This is a genomic window from Pseudomonas sp. PDNC002, assembly GCF_016919445.1.
GTDB lineage: Bacteria > Pseudomonadota > Gammaproteobacteria > Pseudomonadales > Pseudomonadaceae > Pseudomonas.
In genome coordinates, this window is record NZ_CP070356.1 from 4,311,742 (window position 1) to 4,337,571 (window position 25,830).

Sequence of the window (25,830 nt, forward strand, 5' to 3'; positions counted from 1 at the left end):
GACCCCATTGATCCCGCGCACCCTGTTCGAGCAGGAGCACGAGGCCTTCCGCGACACGGTGCGGCGCTTCCTTGCCGAGGAGTGCGCGCCGCATCTCGAGCAGTGGGAGGAGCAGCATCGCGTGCCGCGCGCCATCTGGGAGCGCGCCGGCGAGCTGGGCATGCTCAATGCCACTACGCCCGAAGCCTATGGCGGCCTCGGCCTGGACCGGCTTTTCTCGATGATCGCCACCGAAGAAATCTATCGCGCCGGGCTGTGTTCCGGGCTGATCGGCTTCGGCGTGCACGATATCGTTGCCGGCTACCTGGTCAACTTCGGCAACGAGGAGCAGAAGCAGCAGTGGCTGCCGAGGATGGCCGCCGGTACCGCCATAGGCGCGGTAGCGATGACCGAGCCGAATACCGGCTCCGACCTGCAGGCGGTGAAGACCCGCGCAGTACTGGACGGTGATGAGTACGTCATCAACGGCGCCAAGACCTTCATCTCCAACGGCACCCAATGCGACCTCGTCGTCGTGGTGTGCAAGACCGGCGATACCGGCAAGGGCGCGCAGGACATCTCGCTGCTGCTGGTGGAAGACGGCCGCCCCGGATTCAGCAAGTCCAAGCCATTGCGCAAGGTCGGCCTGCACGCCCAGGACACCACCATGCTGTTCTTCGAGGATGTCCGCGTACCGAAGGAAAACCTGCTCGGTGGCATTCCCGGCCAGGGTTTCGTGCACCTGATGAAGGAACTGGCCTGGGAGCGCCTGTCCATTGCCATCAGCAGCATTGCAGGTGCCCAGGCAGTGCTCGAACAGACCCTCGACTACACCCGCGGCCGCACGGTGTTCGGCCAGCCGATCTTCGATTTCCAGAATACCCGCTTCCGTCTCGCCGACCTGCGCGCTGACCTGGCTCACGGGCAGGTCTATGTCGATCGCTGCATGGAGCTGTGCCTGCTGCACCAACTGACCCCGGACGCCGCAGCCTCGGCCAAGTTGTGGTGCTCGGAGCTGTACACCCGGGTGGTCGACCAGTGCCTGCAGCTACATGGCGGCAACGGCTACATGCTCGAGTACCCGGTGGCTCGCCACTACCTCGACCACCGCGTGCTGCGCATTGCCGGTGGCGCCAACGACATCATGCGTGAGCTGGTCGCACGCACTCTCTGATCCCCTGGCCCGGCCGGGAATAAACGACAAGAAAGAGCTATCCAAGGAGAACGAACGTGTCACAAGAACTGCGTTTCGACGGCAAAGTCGCCATCGTCACCGGCGCCGGCAATGGCCTCGGCCGTGCCCATGCGCTGCTGCTGGGCTCCCGCGGCGCCAAGGTCGTGGTCAACGATCTGGGCGTCACCACCGAAGGCCTGGGCAGCTCTTCCGCCGCAGCTGACGCGGTAGTGGAGGAAATCCGCGCCCTGGGCGGCGAGGCCGTGGCCGACTATCACTCGGTGACCGAGGGCGACAAGATCGTCGCCACCGCTCTGAAGGCGTTCGGCACCGTCGATATCCTGATCAATAACGCCGGCGTGCTGCGCGACACCTCGTTCCACAAGATGACCGAGGAGCAGTGGGACCTGATCCAGGCCGTGCACGTCAAGGGCGCCTTCCTACTGACCCACGCTGTGTGGCCGATCATGCGCGAGAAAGGCTACGGCCGTATCGTCATGACCTCCTCGGGTGCAGGGATCTTCGGCAACTTCGGCCAGTGCAACTACTCCACCGCCAAGGCGGGGCTGATCGGCTTCGCCAACTCTCTGGCCATCGAAGGCGCGAGTAAGAACATCCGCGTCAACACCATCGCCCCGATCGCCGCCTCGCGCATGGTCATCGCCAGTGGCATCTTCACCGAGGAGATGCAGGCCAAGCTGCGCGTGGAGGACGTTGCGCCGCTGGTGGGTTGGCTGTGCCACGAGGATTGCCAGGACAGTGGCGAACTGATCGAAGTGGGTGGCGGCTTCCACGCCAAGTACCGCTGGGAACGTTCGCAAGGCCGCTTCCTGCACACCGACGGTCTCAGCCCGGAGCTGGTACGTGACAACTGGGAGCGCATCGGTCGCTTCGACGAGCACGCTGTGCACCCGGCGAACGGCGCGGAAAGCTTCAAGGAACTCTTCGAGCGCATGGACACGGCGGCCACCAAGGGCGGCAACCAATTCATCGACATGGAAGTGGCCGGCAAGGCCGTTTCCTACTTGGAAACCGAGTACGACCAGAACGACGCCGCGCTCTACGCGCTGGCCGTGGGCGCCGCCAAGGACCCGCTGGATCGCGCTGAACTGCGCTACGTCAACGAATTCGTCGGCGACGAGTTCCGCGTCCTGCCGACCATGGCCGTGCTGCCGGCCACTGAGGTGTTCCTGCGCGCCGCCAAGTCCGGCGAGCCGCAACTGGAGGGTCTCAACGTGCCGTTCGGCAAGGGGCTGCACGGCGAGCAGTACACCGTCATGTACCGCCCGCTGCCGCCGGCCGCCAAGCTCAAGCACACCATGCGCCTGAAGACCTCGATCGATAAAGGCAAGAGCACCGTCACCGTTCTGGCCATCGAGACCACCGACGAGCACGGCACGCCGCTGTTCTACAACGAGGTCACTGGCTTCTATCCGGGCGTACCGGGCGCCGGGTTGGCGAAGGTCGCCAACGAAGAGGTCAACGTACCGCCGGCCCGTGAGCCCGACATCGTGCTGTCCGACAAGACCGAGGTGAACCAGGCTTTGCTGTACCGCCTGTGTGGTGACTGGAACCCGATGCACGTCGATCCGGATTACGCCGCCAAGGCGGGCTACGAGAAGCCGTTCCTGCACGGCCTGTGCACCTTCGGCTATCTCGGCCGCCACGTGATCAAGGCGTTCTGCGACAACGACTCGCGCCTGTTCAAGAGCGTGCGTGCGCGCTTCGCGGCCATCGTCATGCCTGGCGACACCCTGGAAACCCGCATGTGGCGCGAGTCGCCGACGCGGATCATTGTCGAGATGCGCGCCGTGGAACGTGACGTGGTGGTGCTGAAGAACGCCGCTGTCGAACTGTTCGAGCAGGTGCCGGCGTAACCGGCGATGGGGGGCACTGCGGTGCCCTCCATCGGCTTCGGACCGCCGCTCTGGCGGCGGTTCCCGTCTCAGGAGAGACCAACAGATGAATCGTCGCGTCAATGTGATTGGCGTTGGCTTGACCCCGTTCCGCCTGGCGGGCGCCAGTGGGGCCGGCGCGGACTCGGCCGTTGCGGTCGTGCGCCTGGCCCTGGCGGACGCGGGGATCGATTTCGCCCTGGTCGGCGCGCTTTACTGCGCTGCCGCCGGCGCGGCGCCCCATGCCGGGCAGGAAGCCTGGCGATCGCTGGGGCTGACCGGCATCCCCGTGTTCAACCTGCAAAGCGACGGCGCCGGGGGGGCCAGCGCATTGTTGCTGGCGCGCCAGGCGGTGGAGACAGGTGCGGCCGAATGCGTGCTGGTACTCGGCGTGGAGCCGGCCATGGCCCATGCCGCCAGCGCTGAAGTCGCCCTGGGCAATGCGCTGCATGGCGCTGCTGCCGAAGAGTACCTGGCGCGCTACGCTGCGCGCCGCGAAAGTCTGGCGATGCTGGCGGTGAAGGCCCGTGAGCACGCCGCTCGCAATCCCGACGCGCTGCTGCGCGCCCCCCTCAGCCTGGAGCAAGTCCTGCTCGAACCGCAGACTTTCGGCCCGCTCAGCGCCTCGCAGTGCTGCACTCCCGCCGAGGGCGCCGCCGCGGTGGTGCTGTGCTCCGACGCATTCGCCCGCAAGCGCGGCAACAAGCGCGCGGTGCGGATTATCGCCCAGGCGCAGTGCGGCGAACTGACGGCAGGGGCCTGTGGGGAGACGGCAATCCGTGCGGCAGGCTATGACATCGCCGCGACCGCCGCCCGCCTGGTCTATGAGCGCGCCGGCCTGGGGCCGGAGGAAATCGACCTGTGCGAACTTCAGGACGCCACCGGCAGCGCCGAGCTTCTGCTGTATGAGGCCCTGGGTTTCTGCCGCGAAGGTGACGCGGAGAAGCTCATCGAGGATGGCGACAACACCTATGGCGGCAATCTCGTGGTGAATCCGTCCGGCGGCTTGCTGGGCCGGGGGCATGCCCTGGGCGCCAGCGGGCTGGCACAATGCGTCGAGCTGGTCCGCCAACTGCGCGGTGCCGCCGATACCCGCCAGGTGCCGGGCGCGCGCTACGCGCTGCAGCACAGCCAGGGCGTGCAGGGCGACGCTGTGGTGACCCTCTATGCTCGCGACTGAGCGCGCTATCGGGAAGGACCGTCAAGAACAATAATCCGAAGGGCGCGCCTGCGCCCTCAAGTCCGTAGGACCCCGCAATGAACGATCAACAAGAAAAACCGACATTGCTACAGCGCTTCCTGCACTGGGAACGCCTTATGCCTGACGCCCCCTACCTGCACCAACCGCAAGGCCAGGGACACAATGAAAGCTACAGTTGGCACGCGGTAGGCGAACAGGCCCGGCGCATGGCCGCGTACCTGCAATCGCTGGATCTGCCCGCGCGCTCCAGCATCGCTATCCTCGGCAAGAACAGCGCGCACTGGATCATCGCCGACCTGGCGATCTGGATGGCCGGGCACGTCAGCGTTCCGCTGTACCCCTCAGCCAACCGCGATACCGTGGCATATGTACTGGAGCACGCCGAAGTGCGCCTGTTGTTCCTCGGCCACCTGGACGGCGGCGCCGCGGGCTGGGAGAAACTGCGCGACAGCGTGCCGGCGAGCCTGCCGGTGATCGAATTGCCATTGCTGGCAATTGGCGAAGGGCAATCCTGGCAGTCCCTGATGGATACCTGGGAGCCGTTGCAGACGGTGGCGCAAACCCGTCGTGCTGACCTGGCCACCATCATCTACACCTCTGGCAGCACCGGTCGACCCAAGGGGGTGATGCACACCTTCGACAGCATGTGTTCCAGCTGCGAATCGACTGTTGGCATGTATGCAGGCGGAGCTGGCGTGGCGCCGACCGACCGGCTGCTGTCCTACCTGCCTCTGGCGCACACCGCCGAGCGCGCGGTGGTCGAAGCGCTGTCGTTGCTCAATGGCTGCCAAGTGTTCTTCAACGAAGGACTGGAGACCTTCGCCGACGACCTGCGCCGGGCGCGGCCGACCATCTTCATGTCGGTGCCGCGGCTGTGGGGCAAGTTCTACCACGGTATCAGCGAGCGCATTCCACAGTCAGTGCAGCAGGCTGCCTTCGCCGATCCGCAACGCAGCGAGGCGATGCGTCAGCAGATCCTCGGCGCGCTCGGACTGGACCAGGTGCATACCGCGCTGTCCGGCTCGGCGCCGCTGCCAGTCGCAGTGCTGGAGTGGTATCGCCAGCTCGGCCTGGAGCTGCTGGAGGGCTACGGCATGTCGGAGAACTTCGGTTGCTCCCACTTCAACCAGCCTGGCGAGGTACGTGTCGGCTACGTTGGTTCGAGTGTGCGCGACGTGCAGTGCAGGATCGCCGAGAACAACGAGATCCTGGTGAAGAGTCCAGGACAGATGCTCGGCTACTACAAGGAGCCGGAGCTGACCCGCGACAGCTACACCGAGGACGGTTTCTTCCGCACCGGTGACCGTGGCGAACTGGACGAAGCGGGACGCCTGCGCATCACCGGGCGGGTGAAGGAACTGTTCAAGACCGCCAAGGGTAAGTACGTGGCGCCTGTTCCGATCGAGGCACGCCTGGGCAACAACGAGCATGTGGAGGGTGCCTGTGTTACCGGCGTTGGTCTGGCGCAACCGGTGGCGCTGATCAATGTCTCGCCGGACACGCGTAACGCGCTGGCCGCCCCGGAACGGCGGGCGACTCTGGAAGCCGAGCTGGAAGCCTTCCTGGAATCGACCAACCAGCAGCTGGAAGCGCATGAGCGGCTGGCCTGCCTGGTTCTGGTAAGCGAACCCTGGAACGTCGACAACGGCCTGCTGACGCCGACCCTCAAGATCCGCCGCAACCTCATCGAAGAGCATTACCAGGCGCGCCTGGACGCCTGGTGTGCGAGCCGTCGCGCGGTAATCGTCGAGTAACTCCAGCCCCCTCTTGCCGGCCCTTGCCGGCCCTTGCGGGGCCGGCGAGCCCCTCGCCACTCCCCCTGACACGGGGGGCTCAGCGCCTTCCGTGATCCTCCCTACCATGCCGGTACAAGCAAGGCACGGTGAAACCGGGCCACCATGGGAGGAATGGAAATGACGAACAAAGTCGTGGTCGCCGGAGTCGGCATGATCCCCTTCACCAAGCCGGGGGCGAGCCTGAGCTACGACCTGATGGGCGCCCAGGCCGCGCGCCTGGCGCTGGAAGACGCGGGGGTGAAGTACAGTGCCATCCAGCAGGCCTATGCCGGCTACATCTACGGCGACTCCTGCTGCGGTCAGCGCGCGCTGTACCACGTCGGCCTGAGTGGCATCGCACTGTTCAACGTCAACAACAACTGCTCCAGTGGCTCGACCGCATTGTTCCTGGCTCGCCAGGCGATTCAGAGCGGCGCCATCGACGTGGCCCTGGTGCTGGGCTTCGAACAGATGAATCCAGGCGCGCTGAGCAGTCACTACAGCGACCGGCCGAACGCCGCCGACCCCTTCATCGAACGCTGCGACGCGCTTCTGGACGTCGCCGAGTTGCCCACCGCGTTGCGCATCTTCGGCGGTGCGGGGCTGGCTCACATGCAGCGCTTCGGCACGCCGCTGCAAAGTTTCGCGAAGATTCGCGCCAAGGCCAGCCGGCATGCCGCGCGCAACCCGCTGGCGGTGTTCCGCAAGGAAGTCAGCCCCGAGGACGTGCTCAACGACCAACTGCTCTGGCCGGGCGTGATGACCCGCCTGATGGCCTGCCCGCCGACTTGCGGGGCCGCCGCCGCGGTGCTCTGCAGCGAGGACTACGCGCGCCGCCATGGTCTGGATGCGCGGGTCTGGATCGCCGCCCAGGCGATGACTACCGACGACGGCCGCAGTTTCGAGGAAGACCTGCGCTATGCCGCCGGCTACGGCATGGCTCTGAGCGCCTCGAAGCAGGTCTACGAGGCGGCCGGCATCGGCGCGGAAGACATCGACGTGGTCGAGTTGCACGACTGCTTCGCGCACAACGAATTGGTCACCTATGAAGGCCTCGGCCTGTGCCCCGAAGGTGGCGCAGCGAAGTTCATCGACGACGGCGACAACACCTACGGCGGCCGCTACGTGGTCAATCCGTCCGGTGGCCTGCTGTCGAAGGGCCATCCGATCGGCGCTACCGGCCTTGCCCAGTGCTACGAGCTGACCCAGCAACTGCGCGGCAATGCCGAGCAGCGCCAGGTCGAGGGCGCCCGCGTTGCCCTCCAGCATAACGTCGGCATCGGCGGCGCCTGCGTCGTCACCCTGTACCGCAACTGAGGACGCCGCCATGGATTTTCTTCCCGACGCCGGCCTGGACCAGTTCCGCCAGGAGATCCGCGAGTTCCTGCGCCTGCACCTGCCGGCTGAATTGGCGGGCAAACCGAGCTCCAGCATCCGTTCCGCGCTGCCCGACCTGGTGCGCTGGCAACGCATCCTCGATGAGCGCGGCTGGGGCGCGCCGTACTGGCCGAAAGAGCATGGCGGCACCGGTTGGAGTGTGCTGCAACGCCTGGTTTTCGACGAGGAATGCGTCGCTGCCGGTGCACCAACCCTCGACGGCTTCGCGCACAAGTTGCTCGGGCCGGTGATCAATCACTTCGCCAGCGCCGAACAAAAGGCCGCGCAGATTCCACTGATCCTCAAGGCCGAGCGCCTGTGGTGCCAGGGCTTCTCCGAGCCGGGCTCGGGCTCGGACCTGGCGTCGCTGCGTACCCGCGCTGATCTGGATGGCGATCACTACGTGATCAATGGCCAGAAGATCTGGACCAGCTATGCCCACCAGGCCGACTGGATCTTCCTGCTGGTGCGCACTGACTCCAGCGCCCGCAAGCAAGCCGGCATCAGCTTCCTGCTGGTGGACATGAAGACCGCGGGCATCACCGTACGACCGATCCACAGCATCGACGGCTGCCATCACCTCAACGAGACCTTCTTCGACAACGTCCGTGTGCCGGTGACTCACCGCATCGGCAACGAAGGCGATGGCTGGAAGATCACCAAGTTCCTGCTCAACAACGAACACGCCACCGCCGCCGACCTGCCGATCCTGCGCCGCTACCTGATGCAACTGCGCCAGTTGGCGCGCAGCCTGCCGGCAGGTGACGGGTGGCTCGGCGAACAGACAGGGTTCGCCCGGCAACTCGCAGGTTTTGAGGCCGAGGTCGATGCGGTCGCCATGCTGGTCAAGCGCGTGGCGGCGATGGAGCAGGCCGGCGACCACAGCCCGGCGGCCCACGCCTTGGGGTCGATCCTGAAGGTGCGTGGTACCGAACTGCAGCAGCGCATCACTGAGTTCATGGTGCAGGCGCTGGGTGACTCCGGCGCCATCGCCTATCCGACTCCTGAGGATCAGCCCGAGGCCCCCCCCGGCGCGGAACTGCCGCAGGAAGCGCTGGCCCGTGGCATCGCCATGGAAATGTTCTTCCGCCGCGCCTCGACCATCTACGGCGGCACCAGCGAGGTCCAGCGCGGGATCATCGCCAAGATGCTGTTTCAACTCTGAACGGGCCCAGCAACCATGAATTTCGAACTTTCTTCCGAGCAGCAGATGCTGCAGGACAGCGTGCGCCGCTTCATCGACAAGGAGTACAGCTTCGAGACTCGCGTCGCCCGCCTGCAGGCGGGTGAAGGTAGCGATTCCAGCTGGACTACCTTTGCCGAACAGGGCTGGCTCTGTGCCGCACTTCCGGAGGCCCATGGCGGCCTTGGCGGCAACATAGTCGACAGTGTGGTGATCGCCCAGGAACTGGGTCGCGGACTGGTTCTCGCGCCTTATGCCGGCTGCGCCGTGCTGGCCGCGCAGACCCTGGTCGCCGCGGCAGCACCTGAACATCAGGAGCGCTGGTTGCCGGCCCTGGCCGATGGCTCTGCACGGCTGGCCCTGGCTTATGCCGAGGTGCAGACCCGTGGGCTGGTGGAGAGGCAACGCGCTAGCGCGAAACGCCATCCTGGCGGCTATCGGCTGAACGGCCGCAAGACGCTGGTAATGGGCGGCACGCAGGCCAATGCGTTCATCATTTCCGCGCAGGCGGAGGAGGGCTGCACGCTGTTCCTGGTGGAGGCTGACCTCCCAGGTCTGGGCCTGATCCCGGTACCGCTGCACGACGGCAGCTGGGTGGTGGAGTTGCAACTGTCGCAGGTCGACGTCAGCGAAGCCGCCGTACTGGGACGACCGGGCGAGGGCCTGGCTGCGCTGCGCCAGGGCGTGGCCCAGGCCACTGCCTGCCTCTGCGCCGAGCTGGTGGGCGGCATGGAGCGGGTCATCGAGATCAGCGCTGACTATCTCAAGGTGCGCCAGCAGTTCGGAGTACCCATCGGCAGCTTCCAATCCCTGCAGCATCGCATGGCCGACATGGCAGCTCAGCTTGAGCTGGCACGATCGGCCTTGTTCGTCCTGCTCGATGCCATCGACAACCCGCAGATCCACGACCTGCAGCTGCGGACCTCGCAGATCAAGGCGCAGGTCGGCCGCGCGGCTAAGTTCGTCTGCGGGCAGGCCATCCAGTTGCATGGCGGGATCGGTACTACCGAGGAGTGCAGCGTTGGCCACTACTTCAAGCGCGCGGTAGTCGCAGACCTGCTCCTGGGCAGCGCTGACAGCCATGAAGCTTACTGCACCCAGCGGCAGCAGGCGGCCCTCGCGGACGCTGCCATGTCGGCGACGATGAATTCAATGACTTACGGAGAACAATAATGATTTCCCTCACTACCTCGGGCATGTGCCGCCGAAATGCCCTGGCGCTCGCCGTCCTGCTGGCATGCACGGGTATGGCCAGCGCAGCGGAGGCGGACAACGGCCAGGCCCTGGCAAAACCGGCCAGCGCGGCGACCCGTGCCAGCAACGCAGCAGTGCTGCAGGCGCTGCCGTTCACCGACCGGCAGGACTACGAAGATGCCAGCCGCGGCTTGGTCGCTGCATTCTCCGGTCAGATCAAGGACGCCAACGGCAAGGTGGTCTGGGATACCCACCAGTACGACTTCCTCAACGCCGAGCAGGCCCCGGATTCGGTGAACCCGAGTCTCTGGCGGATGGCCCAGCTCAACAGCAACGCCGGGCTGTTCCAGGTTGCCGAGCGCCTCTACCAGGTGCGCGGGATGGACCTGGCGAACATGACGATTATCGAGGGCGACAAGGGCCTGGTGATCATCGATCCGCTGATGACCAGCGAAACGGCGCGTGCCGCCCTTGACCTGTACTACCGTAATCGCCCGCAGCGTCCGGTGACGGCGGTGATCTATACGCACAGCCATATCGATCACTTCGGTGGCGTTCGCGGAGTCATCGACGAGGCCGATGTGGTCGCCGGCAAGGTGCAGGTATACGCGCCCAGCGGCTTCATGGAAGAGGCGGCGAGCGAAAACGTCTTCGCCGGCACCGCGATGTTCCGCCGTGCCCAATACCAGTCAGGCGGCCTGGTGCCGCGAGGGGACAAAGGGCAGGTGGATACGGGTATCGGCAAGGGCGGCCCAACCGGCGGCAGCATTGGCCTGATCGCCCCGACCGTGCTGATCGACAAGTCCAATCAGCAGGTGCGCGTCGATGGCATCGACATCGAGTTTCAGCTGACCCCCGGCAGCGAAGCGCCGGCGGAGATGAACCTGTACCTACCGCAGATGCGCGCGCTGTGCATGGCCGAGAATGCCACCCACACCCAGCACAACATCCTCACCCCACGGGGTGCGCTGGTACGTGACGCCAAGGCCTGGGGCCGCTACCTCGACGACAGCCTGGTGCGCTATGGCAACCGTGCCGACGTGATGTTCGCCCAGCACAACTGGCCGACCTGGGGCGGCGAGCGGATCCGCACGCTGCTGGCCGACCAGCGCGACATGTATACCTACATCAACGACCACACCCTGCACCTGCTCAACCAGGGCCTGACCCCGACAGAGATTGCAGCAGCGATGCAGAAGCTGCCGGGCGACCTGGAACGCAAATGGTACAACCGAGGCTACTACGGCTCGCTCAGCTTCAACTCGCGTGCGGTGTACCAGCGCTACATGGGTTTCTATGACGGCAACCCGGCCAACCTCGACCCATTGCCGCCGCAGGACGCCGGCACTCGCTATGTCGAGGCGCTGGGAGGCGCGGAGCACGTGCTGGAGCTGATGCGCGCTGCGATGGACAAGGGCGATTACCGCTGGGCGGTAGAGCTGGGTAACCACCTGGTTTTCGCCCAACCGGACAATCGTGCGGCCCGTGACGCACAGGCCGACGCGCTGGAACAGCTGGGCTACCAGGCCGAGAGTTCGTTGTGGCGCAACATGTACCTGTCGGCAGCCGTCGAGCTGCGCAATGGGGTGCGCCAGGCGAGCCTTCGCAAGCCTTCGGCAGATTTGGTCAAGGCGCTGGAGCCGTCGATGTTCTTCGACTACATGGCGGTGCGCCTGAATGCCGAACGGGCGCAAGGCCACGACATGCAATTGAACTGGACCTTCACCGATCGCCAGCAGAGCTTTGCCCTGACCCTGCGCAACGGCGTGCTGACCTATCGCGAGAACAGTAGCCACGCGCACCCCGATGCGACGCTGAGCATCGACAAGGCTACGCTGGACCGCATCAGCCTCAAGGAGCTGGATTTCCCCTCCGCGCTCAAGCAGGGCCTGGCCAAGGTGGAGGGGGACCCGCGCAAGCTGGGCGAGCTGATGAGCATGCTGGATGCCTTCACGCCGGACTTCAATATCGCCACGCCCTGATCGTTGCAGGCAAAACAAAGGCCACCCCAGGGTGGCCTTTTTCATGCCTGCCGATCAGCGCTGCGCTTCGCCTTGCAGGCTGCCCATGTCGATGACGAAGCGGTACTTCACGTCGTTCTTCTGCAGGCGCTCCAGAGCCGTGTTGATATCCTGCATGGCGATGGTCTCGCACTCCGGCAGGACCTGGTGCTCGGCGCAGAAGTCCAGCAGCTCCTGAGTGGCCGGCAGGCCGCCCATCAGCGAGCCGGCGATGGACCGGTCATTGATCATCAGCAGCGCACCGTGGATCGGCTCCAGCGGCTCCAGCGCGCCGATCAGCACCAGCTTACCGCCACGGGCCAGCAGCATCAGGTAGGGATTGACGTCGTGTCGGCTGGGAATGGTGTCGAGGATGATGTCGAAGCTGGCGTAGGCAGCCTTCACTGCGGCCGCGTCCTTCGACAGCAGCACGTGCTGGGCACCCAGCGCGCGGGCGTCGTCGGCCTTGTGCGGGGATGTGGTGAGCACCGTCACCTCGGCGCCCATCGCCCGTGCCAGCTTGACCGCCAGATGACCGAGCCCGCCCAGGCCGACCACCGCGAGGCGGGTGCCAGCTTGCACGGCATATTTGCGCAGTGGCTGCCAGACGGTGATGCCGGCGCATAGCAGCGGCGCGGCCCTGGCGGGGTCGAGCGACTCCGGCAGGCGCAGGACGAACTTCTCGCGCACCACGATGGATTGCGAGTAGCCGCCGTAGGTCAGGTCGCCGCTGATTCGATCCTTGCCGTTATAAGTCGGGGTGAACATCATCGCGCAGAGCTGCTCCTGGCCTTCCTCGCAGGCCGCGCAGTGCTGGCAGCTGTCGACCATACAGCCGACCGCCACGCTGTCGCCTACCTGGTAGCGGCTGACCGTCGGGCCCACGGCGGTGACCCGGCCGATGATCTCGTGGCCCGGAACACAGGGAAACACGCTGCTGTTCCAGTCGTTGTGCAGGTAGTGGAGATCCGAGTGGCAGACCCCGCAATGGCTGATGGCAATCTGCACGTCATCGTCGCGCAGGTCACGGCGTTGCAGGCGCGTTGGTGCAAGTGGAGCGTGGGCAGCGGGGGCGGCGTAGGCGAGGCAATGGCTCATGGATTTCTCCGGGCAGGGGATGCGTGTGCCCGGCTTGCCGGGCACGCTGGATTCAAAGGGTGAGAGTCAAGGGGGGAGAGTCAAAGGGAAGGGCGCAGCCAGGGCGCGGCGGTAGTTTCCGGCGAGGCGATCTGGTTGGAGATCCACTTGCCCATGCGTCGCATCGGCTCAATGGCATCCTGCGGCGCCTGCCATTTCATCGCCGCCGCATAACCCAGCGAAACGATGCGCTGGGCGCCATACAGCGGCAGGATGTTCTTCAGCTCGTCCTTGACCGCTTCGGGATAGACGCCGACGGTCTGGGTGTAGGCATCCACTGCATCCAGCACCTCGTTCAGCTCGTCGACGGGGACCAGGTTGGCGGTGCGGTCATCGAGCAGGGGGGCAAAGGACACGGGCTCGGGCAGCTGCGAGCAGATGATCGCGCCTTCGCCGTCCTGGCCGCCGATCACTCGGTACCATTCGTCATCTAGACGCAGCGCGTCGACGTGTGCCTTCAGCCCCTGGTCGTAGCGCTTGGGCGCAGTGCTCAGGGTATTGGGTAGCGTCTGCAGCGCATCGTAGACATAGCGGCCGAAGGTGTTGAGCCGCTCCAGACCTGATTCGTCGGTGCCGCTCTGCACGTAGATGACCCGCGCGCAGACACAGCCTTTCTGGTTCAGCGCGCCGATATCGGTGGCCAGGCGCAGAGCCGCTTCGCGCATGCACACTTCGCTGGCGAAGGTGTCCTCGCCGATTACACTCGCGCTGCGCTTCGGATCAAGGGAGATCAGCTCCAGACCCGGCTGGATGTAACGGGTTACATGCTTGAGTGCGGCGAAGCCACCCCAGGCGACGATCTTCTCGATGTTCTGCGGCTGGTAAAGGCGTTGTTCCAGGGCCTGGTCGCCACCTTTCCAGTAGGCGACCGACAGGTGTTTGGTGAGCGGGTGCTCCGGCGCCATCTCGACCATGGTGCGGGCGATGGCCAGCGCGGTGAACGGGTCGTTGGACGGTGCCTTGATGATGGCGTCGCTGCGCAGCACCATGTTGCGCAGGATGGTCACCAGCGACAGTGGGGCGGCATTGCCGGCGACGATGTGCAGGGTGCGGGAGCCGAAGCAACGGGTCTCGAGTTCGGTGCCATCGAGTAGGCGCTGGTGGACCCAGCCTTCGAGGTACTTGATGCCGACGGTGCTTTCGACCATTTCCACGATGAAGTTGCGGTCCAGGTACTGACGCAGGCTCATGTAGGCGGCCTTGACCATGGTCGGGGTCACCGGCGCGGTCTGGTAGGAAAGTTCGCAGGCTTCCTGGAGAAACGGGTTGGTCGACAGGTCAAGTCGCTCGGCCAGGGCGCCGGCGTAGTCGAGGATGTCCTCGAAGCTGAGCTGGTACAGATCGGCCAGCTTGGCTGGATTGCCCAGTGGCAGCCTGTCGATGTACTGGTGTGCGTCCGGGGTCAGGAAGCTCAGGTCGCCGCCACGGCCACCGACTTCGACCAGGTTGTCAGTAATGACTTCGCCGCGAATGATCATCGGCGCAATGGGTTTGCTCATCGGCTTAGCCCTCAAAGGAATTCAGGAAGTCCATGGCCTCGCGGTGCGAGTTGTCCGACGCGGCGCAGGTGATCTTGTCGTCGCCGCCGTTTTTCTCGCTGTAGCGCTGGATCGCGCCGACCACGTAGCGGCTGGGCCGGCCGCAGGTGCAGGGCTGGTCCCATTCGACGGTGATTTCGTCACCGGTGATGAAACCACCCCAGTGCACATCGGCGCCCAGGTCATAGAAGGCCGCACGGCCGGTCTGCTGCCCGCTACGCGGTAGCGGCTTGCTGGTCTGCGGATCGAGCACGAAGGGGATCACGGTGTGGGCGAAGTGGTAGTTGCCCTGCTCGCAGCGCAAGTGCGAGCCGCTGACCACTTCGGACATGGCGTAGGACTCGTTGATGCGCCGCGCACCGGTGAACCGCAGCACCTCCTCACGCCAGCCTTCAGGCTGCACCACGCCCTTGGCGCCACCGGTGGTGGCGATGTAGGAGTCCGAATGGAATACGCCTTCCAGCCCCCGTTCCAGACCGGCCTTGGCCATGTTGTGCAGCAGGCTCCAGGTGCCGCCGATATACACCCGCTTGCCTTGCAGCTCGCTGGCCATGCGGTCGAAGAAGGTGGCCAGGTGCTGGGGCATCTGCGCCTGCTGTTCGTCGAAGGACTTCTTCTTGGCCAGCAGGGCCGGGTTGATCACCAGCCGATCGAGGGTGCCGCGTGCTTGCGCCGCACGAACCTTGGCACCCAGGTGCAGCACGTCGCTGGAGAGGGTGTCGGGATAGGCGGCATGGAAGTTCGCCTCGCTCGGCAGCAACTGCTGCATCAGCGCCACGTTGCCGCGCAGATGACTCAGGTAGCCATTGCGGTAGTACGGGTAGGCAGTGTGCATCTCGGGGCGCGGCGAATCGGGGCCCTGCAGGTTCCAGGCGAACATGCTGCGCACCGCGCAGGCCTTTTCGAATTCGCGGTTGCTGTTGGGCAGGAAGGAGAGGGTGCCCGAGGTACCGGAGGTATGGCTGATGCACAGTTGCGGCAGTGCCGCATCCATGGTCTCAAACCAGTCGTCGAGTCCCTGGCAGGCACTGACGTCCACGGCGCAGATCGCCTCGCCGATTTCGGGCGTGACCAGCTTGGCCAGCCATTTGTTGATCGCGGCGAAGTTGTTCTTCTCCAGCAGCGACGGCGGGTAGGACTTGAACACCGTATGCTCGAAGAGCAACGGCACCACATCTTCAACCGTATCGATGCGCTCCAGCCCTTCGCCATCGGCCAGTTTCTTCAGCACCGGAATTCGTCCGCGCAACTGGGCGAAACGCAGCTTCAGTCCTGCGAGTTGCAGGGCATCGACCTCTTCGCGCGGCAAGTGGCTCCAGGTCTGGCAGGAATGCCCAGCAAGGGCGACGGGGTCGTTCAGCAGCAGCTGCGTTCTTTGTTCCAGCGATGCAGTCATCGATTGACTCGCTACTCCAATGACAGGGCCGGCGAGGGGCGCCGGAGCGTTTCGACAAGGCGGCGGCCGGGGCCGGCAGAGGCCGTATCGAGGGGCCAGTATAGGGACGAAAACTGCCCATCACGTTCCGGGTTCGTTGTAGCGAGTTAATTCGTAACGCACTGTTTATAAAGGGTTTTCAGAAGGCAAAAAAATCCTTGCCAGGGGCATTCTGGATTTGCCGGCTAAGTGTCCGCGAGCCATGAACGCCCCCTCCGGATGAGGGGGACCGATGGCGTGTCGAGGTCCCTATGCTGGCTGTGGGAGCGGGGAGCGCCGTCCGGCGCCGACACGCCTCGGCGCCTTCGCAAAGCGACAGACCAGCCGGAACGAAGACACCATGGCGACGCTGACTTTCAATACGACTCCATCCATTCACATCGAGCGCGGCGCGTCCGCGCGATTGGCCGAACGTGTGCGCAGCATGGGCTGCCGCTCGGTACTGCTGGTCACTGATCCGGGCGTCCTGGGCGCCGGACTGCTGCAGCCAGTGATTGACGATTTCGCCCGCAGTCAGCTATCGCTGCGCGTGTTCGCTGAAGTCCAGGCCGACCCGCCGGAGAGCGTGATCGAGGCTGCGGTATCCACGGCGCTGGAATGCGAGGCCGATTGCGTGATCGGTCTGGGCGGCGGTAGCTCTCTGGACGCTGCGAAGCTGGCGGCACTGCTGGCGCGCAGCGGCGAGTCGCTGGCTTGCGTCTACGGCACCGAGGTGGCGCGCGGGCCCCGCCTGCCGCTGATCCTGGTGCCGACCACGGCGGGTACCGGCTCTGAGGTGACCGCGGTATCCGTGGTCACCAATGGCGACGGGCAGAAGAGCGTGGTTATCTCGCCCTTGTTGCTGCCGGACCTCGCGGTACTTGATGCCGACCTGACTATCGGCTTGCCGTCGCATGTCACGGCGGCCACCGGGATCGATGCGATGGTCCATGCCATCGAGGCCTTCACCAGCCGCCACCGCAAGAATCCGATTTCCGATTGCCTGGCGCGTGAAGCCCTGCGCCTGCTGTCTGGAAGTATCGAGCGCGCGTGCAGCAGCGGTGCAGATATCCAGGCCCGCGAAGACATGCTCATGGGCGCCTGCCTGGCCGGCATGGCGTTCGCCAATTCGCCGGTGGCGGCGGTGCATGCGCTGGCCTACCCGTTGGGTGCGCGCTTCCATGTGCCTCACGGCCTGTCCAATTCGCTGATGCTGCCCGGTGTGCTGCGCTTCAACCAGGACGCTGCGGCGCCTCTCTATGCCGAACTGGCGGATATCGTCCTGCCGGGGCTGGAGGGTGACGCACGAAGCAGGACACAGGCGCTGATCGAGTACTTCACCGACCTGCCGCTGCGCTTGCGCCTGCCGACTCGCCTGCGAGAGGTCGGGGTAGCCGAGAATGACCTTGAGGGGTTGGCCGAGGACGCGCTGAAACAGGGTCGCCTGCTCGCCAACAACCCGCGCGAGGTCAGCCTGAATGCGGCGCTTGCACTGTATCAGGCGGTACTGTGAAGCCGGCAGGGCGCCCGCGTCGGGCCGACTATGTGCGTTTCTACCCGGTGACCACGCGTTGGGGCGACCATGACTCCTATGGCCATGTGCATAACGTGGTCTATTACTCCTTCTATGATTCCGCGATCAGCCAGTTCCTGGTGGAAAGCGGCACGCTGGATATCGGCAACAGCCCGGTGATCGGGCTGATCGTGGCCTCGAACTGCACGTACTTCGCATCGATCACCTTTCCCGAGCGGGTCAGCATCGGGTTGCGTATCGTCCACCTGGGGCATAGCAGTGCGCGTTACGAGCTGGGTGTGTTCCGTGAAGATGAAGACGAGGCCTGCGCCTGCGGCGAAGTGGTCTATGTCTATGTCGACCGTGAGAGCCGCAGTTCGGCGAGCATTCCGGGTGTGGTCCGTCGCGAGTTGTCGACCCTGATCGTCTGAAGCGCCTTGGCACCGTGCAGCCTCGGCGCGGTGCCAAGTCAGCCGGAGGGCTGGAAACCATGGGCAAACCGCCGAAAGACCAGGAACACCACGATGCGGATCCTGCGCTGATACCGCTGGGCATGCCGCCGCAACCGCGCAAGCAACCGCGACAGGCGCGCTCCATTGCCCTGGTGGAGGCGCTCAAGCAGGCCGGGCGGCAGATTCTCGAGGAAGAGGGCCGCGAGGCCCTTACAGCTCTGCGGCTCGCGGATGTATCCGGAGTGGCCATCAGCTCGATCTACGAATACTTTCCGGCGATGGAATCGCTGATTGCCGCGGTGTTCGAAGATTACCGCCGCGAGGCGGGCGAGCAGTTGCTGGCCGCCATTGATGCCCTGCCCGAAGCGGCGACGTTGCTCGACGGGTTGCTTTTGGTGCTGCGTAGGGGGCTGGCGGTGCATCACCGCAAGTCCTGCCTGGACCCGGAATTCAGCGAGCGGGTGACCCGCTACGACGAATTGGTCCGCCTGGACTTGGTGGACTCCCGGCAATGCTGGTCTGCCGGCGCGACGCCTGCGCTGTTCGAGCGGTTCGCGGCGCAAATCCGCGTGAAGGACCGTGAGAAGGCACGGTTTTTCGTGTACCAGACACTCCTGACCCTGCCACGGGCCATGCGCCTGGAGCGCCCGCACTACCTGGCGGAAGACGAGAGCGCCGCGATGATCGCGCGGATGCTCCACGGGCTGCTGACCAGCGAAGCATAGCGACCGCAGCAGAAACGACACGCCCCGCAGAGCGGGGCGTGCGTATTGCAGCAGATCTGACTCAGCGGATGCCTGCGTTGCGCAAGGCGGCAGGCGTGAAGTCGTTGGTGGTGAACTTCTGGTCGTACTGCGTACCCTGCTTGGCCTCGTTGATCAGGCCCAGCACCACGTAGCGGCCGGCGATCAGGTCATACAGCGTCTGCGCGGCATAGCTGGCGATGCCGTGCTGGTAGTCGCTGACCAGATGCCCTTCGGCGACCCGCCAGAGTTGACCACGGCTGTCGTAGTGGTCGACCCCAACCAGCGCCCAGCTGTCCTCGTCGAAATACATGTGGCGCTTGGCGTAGATGTGCCGCTCGTTGGGCTTGAGCGTCGCCTCGACCTCCCAGACGCGGTGCAGTTCGTAGCGGGTCAGGTCCTGGTTGATGTGGCCCGGCTTGATGATGTCGGCGTACTTCACCGACGGTGACCAAAGCCGGTAGTTGTTGTACGGGATGTACATCTCCTTCTTGCCCACCAGCTTCCAGGTGTAGCGATCCGGCGAGCCGTTGTAGAGGTCGGTGTTGTCCGTGGTGCGCATGCCGTCCGCAGCGGTGCCTGGGCCGTCGTAGGCAATCTCGGGGGCGCGTCGCACACGGCGCTGGCCGGCGTTGTAGGTCCAGGCCTGACGCGGGTCCTTGAGCTGGTCGATGGTCTCGTAGGCGAGGTTGACCGTGCCGGTCAGGCGCGCCGGGGAAATCACTTCCTGCTTGAAGTAGTACAGCGTATTGGCCGTCTTCGCCGGATCGGCGTCGGGCAGGTACTGCGGCAGCCCCATGGTTTCGCGGAAGCCGACCAGCATGTAGTCGCCTTTGGCCTGCGGAACGGCCTGGGCGGTGGTGCGCTGGTAGTTGGTGCCGCGATAGCGCGTCTCGTGGTTCCACACGACCTCGACGCCGCTCTTGGGAATCGGGAACGCATAGTTGCGTGCGGTGAAGTGCGCCAACCCGTTGCCATCGTTGACCAGTTCGGTCGAGGTGGCGCTGGTCTTGGCTGCGTCATACAGCGCCTGTGGGTTGGAGACGCTCCGGTGGCTGGGGTAGACCGGAATTCGGTAGGTATCCGGGTAGCGCTTGAACAGCGCGAGCTGCCCTTCGCTCAGCTTGTCCTTGTACTGTGCGGCGGTGGCCGCAGTAATGACGAACAGCGGTTTTTCCTGGGCGTAGGGATCACCCAGGAAACCATTCTGCACGGGAGCTGCGTCAGGCTTCAGGCCACCGGTCCAGGCAGGGATGCTGCCATCGGCGTTGCCTTCCTTCTGTGCACCCAGCGGTGTGAGGGTGGTTCCCAGTTGCGCGGCTTCCTGGGGCGATACAGCCGCCATGACGCTGGAGGCCAGCAGGGTCAGCGCCAGTGCGCCAGTGCTCATCAACATCGAGTTTTTCATGATCGGTTACCTGCGTCAGAAGTTCACGCCGAAACTCAGGGCGACGAAATCGCGGTCGGTCTGGGTGTTGAAGTGGCCGCCGAAGTAGTCGGTGTAGGCGAGGCTGGCGGTGTAGGTGTTCAGGTAATCGGCGTTGAGGCCGACGCTGATTGCTTTCTGGCCTTCCTCGAAGTTCGGACCGTAGCCGCTGACGTCCTGCGACCAGGCCAGGTTCGGCGCGAGGTTGATGCCGGCGAACACGTTCGGGTAGTCGAGTTGCGCACGCAGGCGATAGCCCCAGGAGCTACTGGTGTAGAAGCCGTTGTCGTTGCATTCCTGCTGCGGGTTGCTGGCGTTGGCCGTGCCCACCGCGCTGCCCCGGCAGACGGCCTGGTTGGACAGCTGGCCGGCGCCGAACACCGGGTTGCGGCCGAAACGGATGTCGCTGCCGTCGGCGTCGCCGACACCGCCGATGTGGTTGTAGCCGACCTCGCCGACGACGGTCAGGCGTTCGGCAGCCAGGACCTGGTTGAACAGCTTGGTGGCGGTGAGCTGTGCCTGGGTGACCGGCATGCGCTTGTAGCCCGGGATGTCGGCGCCGGCGCTCAGGCGTTGCTCGCCGCTGACGTAGATCGGCGACGCTGCGCTGCCCAGGGCTGCGAGGTTGAGGTCAGCGGTGTTGATCTGCAGCGGCATGTTGGGGCGGAAGCTCAATTCGCCACCCAGCGAGACGCCTTCCAGGTTGGTGGCGAAACTCAGGCCGTAGAGGCGGATGTCCTCGGGGTAGTCGATGTAGTAGCGCGCGCTGCGGATGGCCGCCAACTGGTTGGACAGGTTGGTGGCGGTGGTCAGGCTGAGCACCGGTGAACGGCTGTGGTAGTTCATCGCGTAGGCGGCGAACTCGGTGTCGTTGAGCTCCGGCACGAACCAGCGCAAGGCGATGCCGTACTGACCGCCGTCGCGGGCGTCGTGGTCCTTGCTGCGCGGAATATAGGCATCGTCGGTGCCACCACGCACCAGTGTGGCCGGGCCGCCGGTGTTGTTCGCCTGGCCAGGGGCGAGGTCGTCGCCGGTCACCACCAGGCGGTCGTAGCAGCCGGCTGCAATGCCGTCCACGCCGAAGAAGGTGCCGCAGTTGTCGACGACGGTGTGATCCCACTCGATCTGATAAAAGCCCTCGGCGGTGAGGTTCTCCGTCAGACCCTGGGACAGGTAGAACATGTTCACCGGTACCAGGGCTTCCTTTACCTCGGAACCGGGCCGGCGCAGAGCGGCCACGTCCACCGGGTTGATCGAACTGATGCCGTTCTGGATGAAGGTGCTCTCGCCCCAGTTCACCACCTGTTTGCCCAGGCGCACGTTGCCCGGCAGATCGCCCAGGTTGTAGTTGTGGTAGACGAACGCATCGAGGAACTGCCCACCCTTGGTCCGCGCGGCCTCGTCGCGACCCTTGTCGTCGATGTCGTAGAAATGCTGGTTGCCGTCGGCCTGCTCGAAGTCGTACCAGTACTTGCCGCGCAGGAAGGCGCCGCTGTCGCCGTACCTGAGCTCCAGGTCATGGATGCCCTTGAAGATGGTCGAGAAGTTTTCCCCGGAGCGGAAGTTCAGACGGCCGTCGTCGGCAGTGCGCGAGGCGGCCTTGCCCTTGGCGCCCTGGGAGTTGAAGTTGGAGATGAAGTTCGGGTTGGCGCCTGTGGTGGACCAACTGCCACCAATGGACAGCGACGAGTCGAACTTGCCCTCGATTTCGCCGATGTTGAAGTCGACGGCGGCAGCCTGCGTGGCCACGCCCAGAGCGACGGCGGCGGCGAGCAGGTGCGGTTGGAAGACTCCGGTTTTTCTTATTGTCATGCGGTTCTCCAGTGCGTGTTTCCCCGACATCGGAAGCGGCCAGGAGCCCATCCGACGCGGGAATTGACAGTGCCGGGGCGGCTGACGGTGAGGTGGCTTGCGCGGCTATTGCGCCCCGGCTGCTGTGGCTTGCGCCGTCCTACGACGGCGAGCTCATCCTGTACCTGCCGGGTAGCTACCTCCTCCCCTCGGAGGGGCGCAATCCCCCCTCCCTGATGGGGGGGTGGCCAGCGAGAGTGCCTGGAGCGCCTTCCAACGGTTCCCCCCTCGTCGGGAGGGGGCGCCATCGGCGAGGGGAGGGGATGGCGCCCCGCATGCACTGCGCAACCATCGAATCCAGCCTGGCCTGTTCGCCGCATGCCGCGGCGGCTGGCCACCGTCCAATGACTCTGGAGAGAGTGATGTCGCAGAAAACCTACGTCGCCGGTGTCGGCATGATTCAGTTCGCGAAGCCCGGCGCCAGCGCCAGCTACATCGAGATGGGCGCCCAGGCCGTACGCCTGGCCCTGCAGGACGCCGGAATCGACTACCACCTGGTGCAGCAGGCTTACGCCGGCTACGTCTACGGCGACTCCACCAGTGGCCAGTCGGCCCTCTATGAAGTGGGCCTGACCGGTATCCCGGTGCTCAACGTCAATAACAACTGCGGCAGCGGCTCCTCGGCACTGTGGCTGGCGCGCCAGGCGGTGGAAAGCGGCGCGGTGGACTGTGCGCTGGCCTTCGGCTTCGAGCAGATGCAGCCTGGCGCCCTGAAGGACCATTGGACCGACCGCCCGGCCACGGTTGGCAAAGGGTGCGCGGTGGCCGACATCGTCTTCCCCGAAGGCGCCGGCATGCCCAACGCACTGCGCTTCTTCGGTGGCGCGGGCCTGGAGCACATGCAGAAGTACGGCACGAAGATGGAAACCTTCGCGGCGATCCGCGCCAAGGCCAGCCGCCATGCAGCGAACAACCCGCTCGCGGTGTTCAAGAAGGTGGTCAGCGTCGAGGATGTGATGGCCGACCAGGTCATCTTCCCCGGCGTGATGACGCGCCTGATGGCCTGCCCGCCGACCTGCGGTGGCGCCGCGGCGATCATCGTCTCCGAGCGCTTCGCGAAAAAGCATGGCCTGCGCACCGACGTCACCATCCTTGCCCAGTCCCTGGTGACCGACCAGCCCGAGGCCTTCGACCCGCCGTCGATGATCAGCGCGGTAGGTGTCGGCATGACCCGTCAGGCTGCCAGCGAGGTATACGAGAAAGCCGGCGTCGGCCCAGAGGATATCCGTGTCTGCGAACTGCATGACTGCTTCGCCCAGAACGAGCTGCTGACCTACGAAGGTCTGGGCTTCTGTGCCGAAGGCGAGGGCGAGAAGTTCGTTCTCGACGGCGACAACACCTACGGTGGCCGCGTGGTCACCAACCCCTCCGGCGGCCTGCTCTCCAAAGGCCATCCGCTGGGTGCCACGGGCCTTGCGCAGTGCTATGAGCTGACCAACCAGCTGCGCGGCACCGCCGGTGCACGCCAGGTAGAAGGCCTGCAGCACGCCTTGCAGCACAACCTGGGCCTGGGCGGTGCGGGCATCGTCACCCTGTTCGGTCGCGGCTGATGGCTCGGACGCCCCCGCCGCACAGGCGCGGGGCGTCTCCTTGCGGAGGAAATAGCAGATGCCAGACAAGAGCCTGATCGGCCGGTCACTGGGCGTCACCGTGGCCGAAGTGGAGAAGGGGCGCCTGCGCTTCTTCGCCAAGGCCATCGGCGAAACCGATCCGGTCTACACGGACGAAACCGCTGCGCGCGCGGCCGGCCATCCCTCGTTGCCGGTGCCGCCCAGCTTTCTCATGTGCCTGGAGTGCGAAGGACGCGATAGCGACCATATCGTCGAGGACATCTTCGGCTTCGACCTCGGCCGCATCCTGCATGCCGAGCAGGGATTCGTGTACCACCGGCTGGCGTTCGCCGGCGACCTGCTGACTTTCGACACGCGGGTGGTCGACGTGTACGAGAAGAAGGGTGGAGCGCTGACTTTCGTGGTCCAGGAAACCCGCGTCACCAACCAGCGCGGCGAGCATGTCGCGGACATCCGTTCGTCCCTGGTGCAACGCTGAGGAGAGAGCCGTGCAGCAACCCTGTTACAACGACCTGCAGGTCGGCGACGAAATTCCGCCGCTGTCACTTCCAGCCGTTGATCGCACCACGCTGGCCCTGTACGCCGGTGCCTCCGGCGACCACAACCAGGTGCACATCGATCTCGATTTCGCTCGCCGCGCGCGTCAGCCCGACGTTTTTGCCCACGGCATGCTCTCGGTCGCCTACCTGGGCCGAATGCTCACCCGCTGGGTCCCGCAGGCGCAGATCCGCGCGCTGTCAGTGCGCTTCACCGGCATTACCCAACTGGGCCATGTCCCCACCTGCCGGGGACGGGTCATCGACAAGTACGAGGCCGACGGTGAATGCCTTGTGCGCCTGGCGCTGCGCTGCAGCAACCAGTACGGCGAAGACAAGCTGATCGGCGAGGCCGTCGTCGCGCTGGCCTGATTCCAATGACAAGAAACAAGGAAACCCCGATGAAGAAACTCGAAGGCAAGGTGGCGCTGGTCACCGGCTCCGGTCGTGGCATTGGCCGCAGCGTCGCGCTGAAACTGGCCCGCGAGGGCGCCCGCGTGGTCGTCAACGATCTCGATGCGACCCCGGCCGAGGAGGTCGTCGCACAGATTCGTAGCGAGGGTGGCGACGCCGTTGCCTGTATCGGCAGCGTCACCGCCGTGGACTTCGCCGATCGTTTCGTGAAGACCGCCATGGATGCCTACGGCACGCTGGACATCATCGTCAATAATGCCGGCTACACCTGGGACAGCGTGATCCAGAAGATGAGCGACGAGCAGTGGTACGCCATCATCGACTGCCACATCACCGCGCCATTCCGCATCCTGCGTGCTGCCCAGCCGATCATCAGCGCCCTGGCCAAGCAGGAGGCAGCGGAGGGCAGGGTGGTCAACCGCAAGGTGGTGAACATCTCCTCGGTATCGGCCGCCGGCAACCCGGGCCAGATGAACTATTCCACCGCCAAGGCGGGCGTGCTGGGCATGACCAAGGCCCTGTCCAAGGAGTGGGGGCGCTACAAGGTCAACGTCAACGCCGTGGCTTTCGGCCACATCGAGACCCGCCAGACCCAGCCGGTGGAGGGCGATCCGACCTTCATCGACATCGAAGGCCGGCAGATCAAGGTGGGTATCAGCCCAGCGACCGTCGAGGCATCGAAGACGCTGATCCCACTGGGCCGTCCGGGCACCCCGGACGAAGCGGCCGATGCGGTGTACCTGTTCTGCATTCCGGAGTCCGACTATGTCTCCGGGCAGGTCCTGGTCTGCGGTGGCGGCCTGGGCACCGTGTGAATGACAGGGGCGCCACGGCGCCCCTGGTCTTTTGCTCAAGCGGAGAAATTTCCATGCAAGACTCACGACCGCCACGTCGCCTGCTGCATGACCGCCAGGTGCAGTGCCGTGGCTACCATCGCGAGGACGGGCTGTTCGAAATCGAAGGCTGCCTGATCGACACCAAGGGCGAAGAGACACAATTCATCTACGGCAAGGTGGCTGCCAGCGGCGTGCTGCACCAGATGCGTCTGGTGATGGTGCTGGACTGGGACCTGGTGATCCACAGCGTCGAGGCCTTCAGCGAGCAGGCTCCGACCCCCGAATGCGGCCAGGTTACTGAGGCTTACCGCGCACTGGCAGGGGTGCGCATCGGCGCTGGTTTCAAACGACGAGTAGCCGAACGGGTTGGCGGAACCGTCGGTTGCACGCACCTGACCGAACTGCTCGGCCCCATGGCCACCACTGCCATTCAGACGCTCGCACCCCTGCAACAGAAGCGCCTGCGCGAACGTGCGGCCGCAGATCCATCGTTCCAGATGCCAAGCCATTGGGTCCTCAATACCTGCCATGCCTACCGCGAGGAGGGCGAGGCTGCCCGGCGCATTCGTACCTGGAAACCTGACGTTCCGGCTATCGATCCCGCGAAATAGACAGACTCAA

Annotated in this window: 21 protein-coding genes; 16 read left to right on the forward strand and 5 right to left on the reverse strand. The window is 65.1% G+C overall.

Annotated features, from left to right (window positions below; translation table 11 throughout):
* The first annotated feature begins 7 nt into the window (after positions 1-7).
* The 8 genes from JVX91_RS19550 to JVX91_RS19585 all read left to right on the forward strand — a co-directional run bounded on the left by JVX91_RS19550 (position 8) and on the right by JVX91_RS19585 (position 11,760).
* Complete coding sequence (locus JVX91_RS19550) at positions 8-1,153, forward strand: acyl-CoA dehydrogenase family protein (RefSeq protein ID WP_205340049.1); 1,146 nt, start codon at positions 8-10, stop codon at positions 1,151-1,153.
* A gap of 56 nt (positions 1,154-1,209) precedes the next feature.
* Positions 1,210-3,030, forward strand: coding sequence for an SDR family oxidoreductase (locus JVX91_RS19555; RefSeq protein ID WP_205335822.1), 1,821 nt, complete (start codon positions 1,210-1,212; stop codon positions 3,028-3,030).
* A gap of 85 nt (positions 3,031-3,115) precedes the next feature.
* Positions 3,116-4,228 carry a lipid-transfer protein gene (locus JVX91_RS19560; protein ID WP_205335823.1) on the forward strand — a complete coding sequence of 371 codons (1,113 nt, stop codon included), beginning with the start codon at positions 3,116-3,118 and terminating at the stop codon, positions 4,226-4,228.
* Positions 4,229-4,305: 77 nt separating this feature from the next.
* Positions 4,306-6,003 (forward strand): AMP-binding protein, encoded by a 1,698-nt coding sequence (locus JVX91_RS19565; protein ID WP_205335824.1) that lies wholly within the window; start codon positions 4,306-4,308, stop codon positions 6,001-6,003.
* 159 nt (positions 6,004-6,162) lie between these two features.
* The gene (locus tag JVX91_RS19570) at positions 6,163-7,341 is read left to right on the forward strand and encodes a lipid-transfer protein (RefSeq protein ID WP_205335825.1); all 1,179 of its coding nucleotides are present in this window, start codon (positions 6,163-6,165) and stop codon (positions 7,339-7,341) included.
* A gap of 10 nt (positions 7,342-7,351) precedes the next feature.
* On the forward strand, positions 7,352-8,566 hold the full coding sequence (locus JVX91_RS19575; protein WP_205335826.1) for an acyl-CoA dehydrogenase family protein: 1,215 nt from the start codon (positions 7,352-7,354) through the stop codon (positions 8,564-8,566).
* A 15-nt stretch (positions 8,567-8,581) separates the two neighbouring features.
* Positions 8,582-9,757, forward strand: a complete 1,176-nt coding sequence (locus tag JVX91_RS19580; protein WP_205335827.1) for an acyl-CoA dehydrogenase family protein — start codon at positions 8,582-8,584, stop codon at positions 9,755-9,757.
* A gap of 74 nt (positions 9,758-9,831) precedes the next feature.
* A complete protein-coding gene (locus JVX91_RS19585) occupies positions 9,832-11,760 on the forward strand; it encodes an alkyl sulfatase dimerization domain-containing protein (protein ID WP_205340050.1) in 1,929 nt (642 codons plus the stop codon).
* A 54-nt stretch (positions 11,761-11,814) separates the two neighbouring features.
* Here JVX91_RS19585 and JVX91_RS19590 read toward each other — a convergent pair whose 3' ends face one another.
* The 3 genes from JVX91_RS19590 to JVX91_RS19600 all read right to left on the reverse strand — a co-directional run bounded on the left by JVX91_RS19590 (position 11,815) and on the right by JVX91_RS19600 (position 15,849).
* Positions 11,815-12,876, reverse strand: coding sequence for an NAD(P)-dependent alcohol dehydrogenase (locus tag JVX91_RS19590; RefSeq protein ID WP_205335828.1), 1,062 nt, complete (start codon positions 12,874-12,876; stop codon positions 11,815-11,817).
* A gap of 80 nt (positions 12,877-12,956) precedes the next feature.
* The gene (locus JVX91_RS19595) at positions 12,957-14,414 is read right to left on the reverse strand and encodes an acyl-CoA reductase (protein WP_205335829.1); all 1,458 of its coding nucleotides are present in this window, start codon (positions 14,412-14,414) and stop codon (positions 12,957-12,959) included.
* Between the two features lie 4 nt (positions 14,415-14,418).
* Positions 14,419-15,849 carry a hypothetical protein gene (locus JVX91_RS19600; RefSeq protein WP_205335830.1) on the reverse strand — a complete coding sequence of 477 codons (1,431 nt, stop codon included), beginning with the start codon at positions 15,847-15,849 and terminating at the stop codon, positions 14,419-14,421.
* Positions 15,850-16,228: 379 nt separating this feature from the next.
* Here JVX91_RS19600 and JVX91_RS19605 point away from each other — a divergent pair, with 379 nt between their 5' ends.
* From JVX91_RS19605 to JVX91_RS19615, 3 genes are read left to right on the forward strand one after another with little or no spacing between them, the layout of a single operon-like run.
* Positions 16,229-17,380: an iron-containing alcohol dehydrogenase gene (locus tag JVX91_RS19605; RefSeq protein WP_205335831.1), complete on the forward strand. Its 1,152-nt coding sequence runs from the start codon at positions 16,229-16,231 to the stop codon at positions 17,378-17,380.
* Positions 17,377-17,811: a thioesterase family protein gene (locus tag JVX91_RS19610; protein ID WP_205335832.1), complete on the forward strand. Its 435-nt coding sequence runs from the start codon at positions 17,377-17,379 to the stop codon at positions 17,809-17,811. The genes JVX91_RS19605 and JVX91_RS19610 overlap by 4 nt, the downstream gene beginning before the upstream one ends.
* Positions 17,812-17,870: 59 nt before the next feature.
* Complete coding sequence (locus tag JVX91_RS19615; RefSeq protein ID WP_205335833.1) at positions 17,871-18,557, forward strand: TetR/AcrR family transcriptional regulator; 687 nt, start codon at positions 17,871-17,873, stop codon at positions 18,555-18,557.
* Between the two features lie 61 nt (positions 18,558-18,618).
* Here JVX91_RS19615 and JVX91_RS19620 read toward each other — a convergent pair whose 3' ends face one another.
* Both JVX91_RS19620 and JVX91_RS19625 read right to left on the reverse strand, forming a co-directional pair.
* Positions 18,619-19,983, reverse strand: a complete 1,365-nt coding sequence (locus JVX91_RS19620; RefSeq protein ID WP_205335834.1) for a DUF1329 domain-containing protein — start codon at positions 19,981-19,983, stop codon at positions 18,619-18,621.
* Positions 19,984-19,998: 15 nt separating this feature from the next.
* The gene (locus tag JVX91_RS19625; RefSeq protein ID WP_138526243.1) at positions 19,999-21,813 is read right to left on the reverse strand and encodes a DUF1302 domain-containing protein; all 1,815 of its coding nucleotides are present in this window, start codon (positions 21,811-21,813) and stop codon (positions 19,999-20,001) included.
* Positions 21,814-22,214: 401 nt separating this feature from the next.
* Here JVX91_RS19625 and JVX91_RS19630 point away from each other — a divergent pair, with 401 nt between their 5' ends.
* The 5 genes from JVX91_RS19630 to JVX91_RS19650 are packed head-to-tail and all read left to right on the forward strand — an operon-like array spanning position 22,215 to position 25,820.
* The gene (locus JVX91_RS19630; RefSeq protein WP_205335835.1) at positions 22,215-23,402 is read left to right on the forward strand and encodes a lipid-transfer protein; all 1,188 of its coding nucleotides are present in this window, start codon (positions 22,215-22,217) and stop codon (positions 23,400-23,402) included.
* A gap of 58 nt (positions 23,403-23,460) precedes the next feature.
* Positions 23,461-23,901 carry a MaoC family dehydratase N-terminal domain-containing protein gene (locus tag JVX91_RS19635; protein ID WP_205335836.1) on the forward strand — a complete coding sequence of 147 codons (441 nt, stop codon included), beginning with the start codon at positions 23,461-23,463 and terminating at the stop codon, positions 23,899-23,901.
* Between the two features lie 10 nt (positions 23,902-23,911).
* Positions 23,912-24,331: a MaoC family dehydratase gene (locus tag JVX91_RS19640; RefSeq protein ID WP_240201626.1), complete on the forward strand. Its 420-nt coding sequence runs from the start codon at positions 23,912-23,914 to the stop codon at positions 24,329-24,331.
* Positions 24,332-24,360: 29 nt separating this feature from the next.
* Positions 24,361-25,188, forward strand: coding sequence for an SDR family NAD(P)-dependent oxidoreductase (locus JVX91_RS19645; protein WP_205335838.1), 828 nt, complete (start codon positions 24,361-24,363; stop codon positions 25,186-25,188).
* Between the two features lie 53 nt (positions 25,189-25,241).
* Positions 25,242-25,820, forward strand: coding sequence for a DUF2889 domain-containing protein (locus JVX91_RS19650; protein WP_205335839.1), 579 nt, complete (start codon positions 25,242-25,244; stop codon positions 25,818-25,820).
* Positions 25,821-25,830 lie beyond the last annotated feature (10 nt).

What these genes read in the sequence shown, in the direction of transcription:
- JVX91_RS19580 (WP_205335827.1), top strand. Translation starts at nt 8,582, where the DNA reads ATGAATTTCGAACTTTCTTCCGAGCAGCAGATGCTGCAGGACAGCGTG.
- JVX91_RS19595 (WP_205335829.1), bottom strand. Translation starts at nt 14,414, where the DNA reads ATGAGCAAACCCATTGCGCCGATGATCATTCGCGGCGAAGTCATTACT.
- JVX91_RS19585 (WP_205340050.1), top strand. Translation starts at nt 9,832, where the DNA reads ATGGCCAGCGCAGCGGAGGCGGACAACGGCCAGGCCCTGGCAAAACCG.
- JVX91_RS19625 (WP_138526243.1), bottom strand. Translation starts at nt 21,813, where the DNA reads ATGACAATAAGAAAAACCGGAGTCTTCCAACCGCACCTGCTCGCCGCC.
- JVX91_RS19635 (WP_205335836.1), top strand. Translation starts at nt 23,461, where the DNA reads ATGCCAGACAAGAGCCTGATCGGCCGGTCACTGGGCGTCACCGTGGCC.
- JVX91_RS19570 (WP_205335825.1), top strand. Translation starts at nt 6,163, where the DNA reads ATGACGAACAAAGTCGTGGTCGCCGGAGTCGGCATGATCCCCTTCACC.
- JVX91_RS19565 (WP_205335824.1), top strand. Translation starts at nt 4,306, where the DNA reads ATGAACGATCAACAAGAAAAACCGACATTGCTACAGCGCTTCCTGCAC.
- JVX91_RS19600 (WP_205335830.1), bottom strand. Translation starts at nt 15,849, where the DNA reads ATGACTGCATCGCTGGAACAAAGAACGCAGCTGCTGCTGAACGACCCC.
- JVX91_RS19575 (WP_205335826.1), top strand. Translation starts at nt 7,352, where the DNA reads ATGGATTTTCTTCCCGACGCCGGCCTGGACCAGTTCCGCCAGGAGATC.
- JVX91_RS19615 (WP_205335833.1), top strand. Translation starts at nt 17,871, where the DNA reads ATGGGCAAACCGCCGAAAGACCAGGAACACCACGATGCGGATCCTGCG.
- JVX91_RS19560 (WP_205335823.1), top strand. Translation starts at nt 3,116, where the DNA reads ATGAATCGTCGCGTCAATGTGATTGGCGTTGGCTTGACCCCGTTCCGC.
- JVX91_RS19620 (WP_205335834.1), bottom strand. Translation starts at nt 19,983, where the DNA reads ATGAAAAACTCGATGTTGATGAGCACTGGCGCACTGGCGCTGACCCTG.
- JVX91_RS19590 (WP_205335828.1), bottom strand. Translation starts at nt 12,876, where the DNA reads ATGAGCCATTGCCTCGCCTACGCCGCCCCCGCTGCCCACGCTCCACTT.
- JVX91_RS19630 (WP_205335835.1), top strand. Translation starts at nt 22,215, where the DNA reads ATGTCGCAGAAAACCTACGTCGCCGGTGTCGGCATGATTCAGTTCGCG.
- JVX91_RS19650 (WP_205335839.1), top strand. Translation starts at nt 25,242, where the DNA reads ATGCAAGACTCACGACCGCCACGTCGCCTGCTGCATGACCGCCAGGTG.
- JVX91_RS19645 (WP_205335838.1), top strand. Translation starts at nt 24,361, where the DNA reads ATGAAGAAACTCGAAGGCAAGGTGGCGCTGGTCACCGGCTCCGGTCGT.
- JVX91_RS19605 (WP_205335831.1), top strand. Translation starts at nt 16,229, where the DNA reads ATGGCGACGCTGACTTTCAATACGACTCCATCCATTCACATCGAGCGC.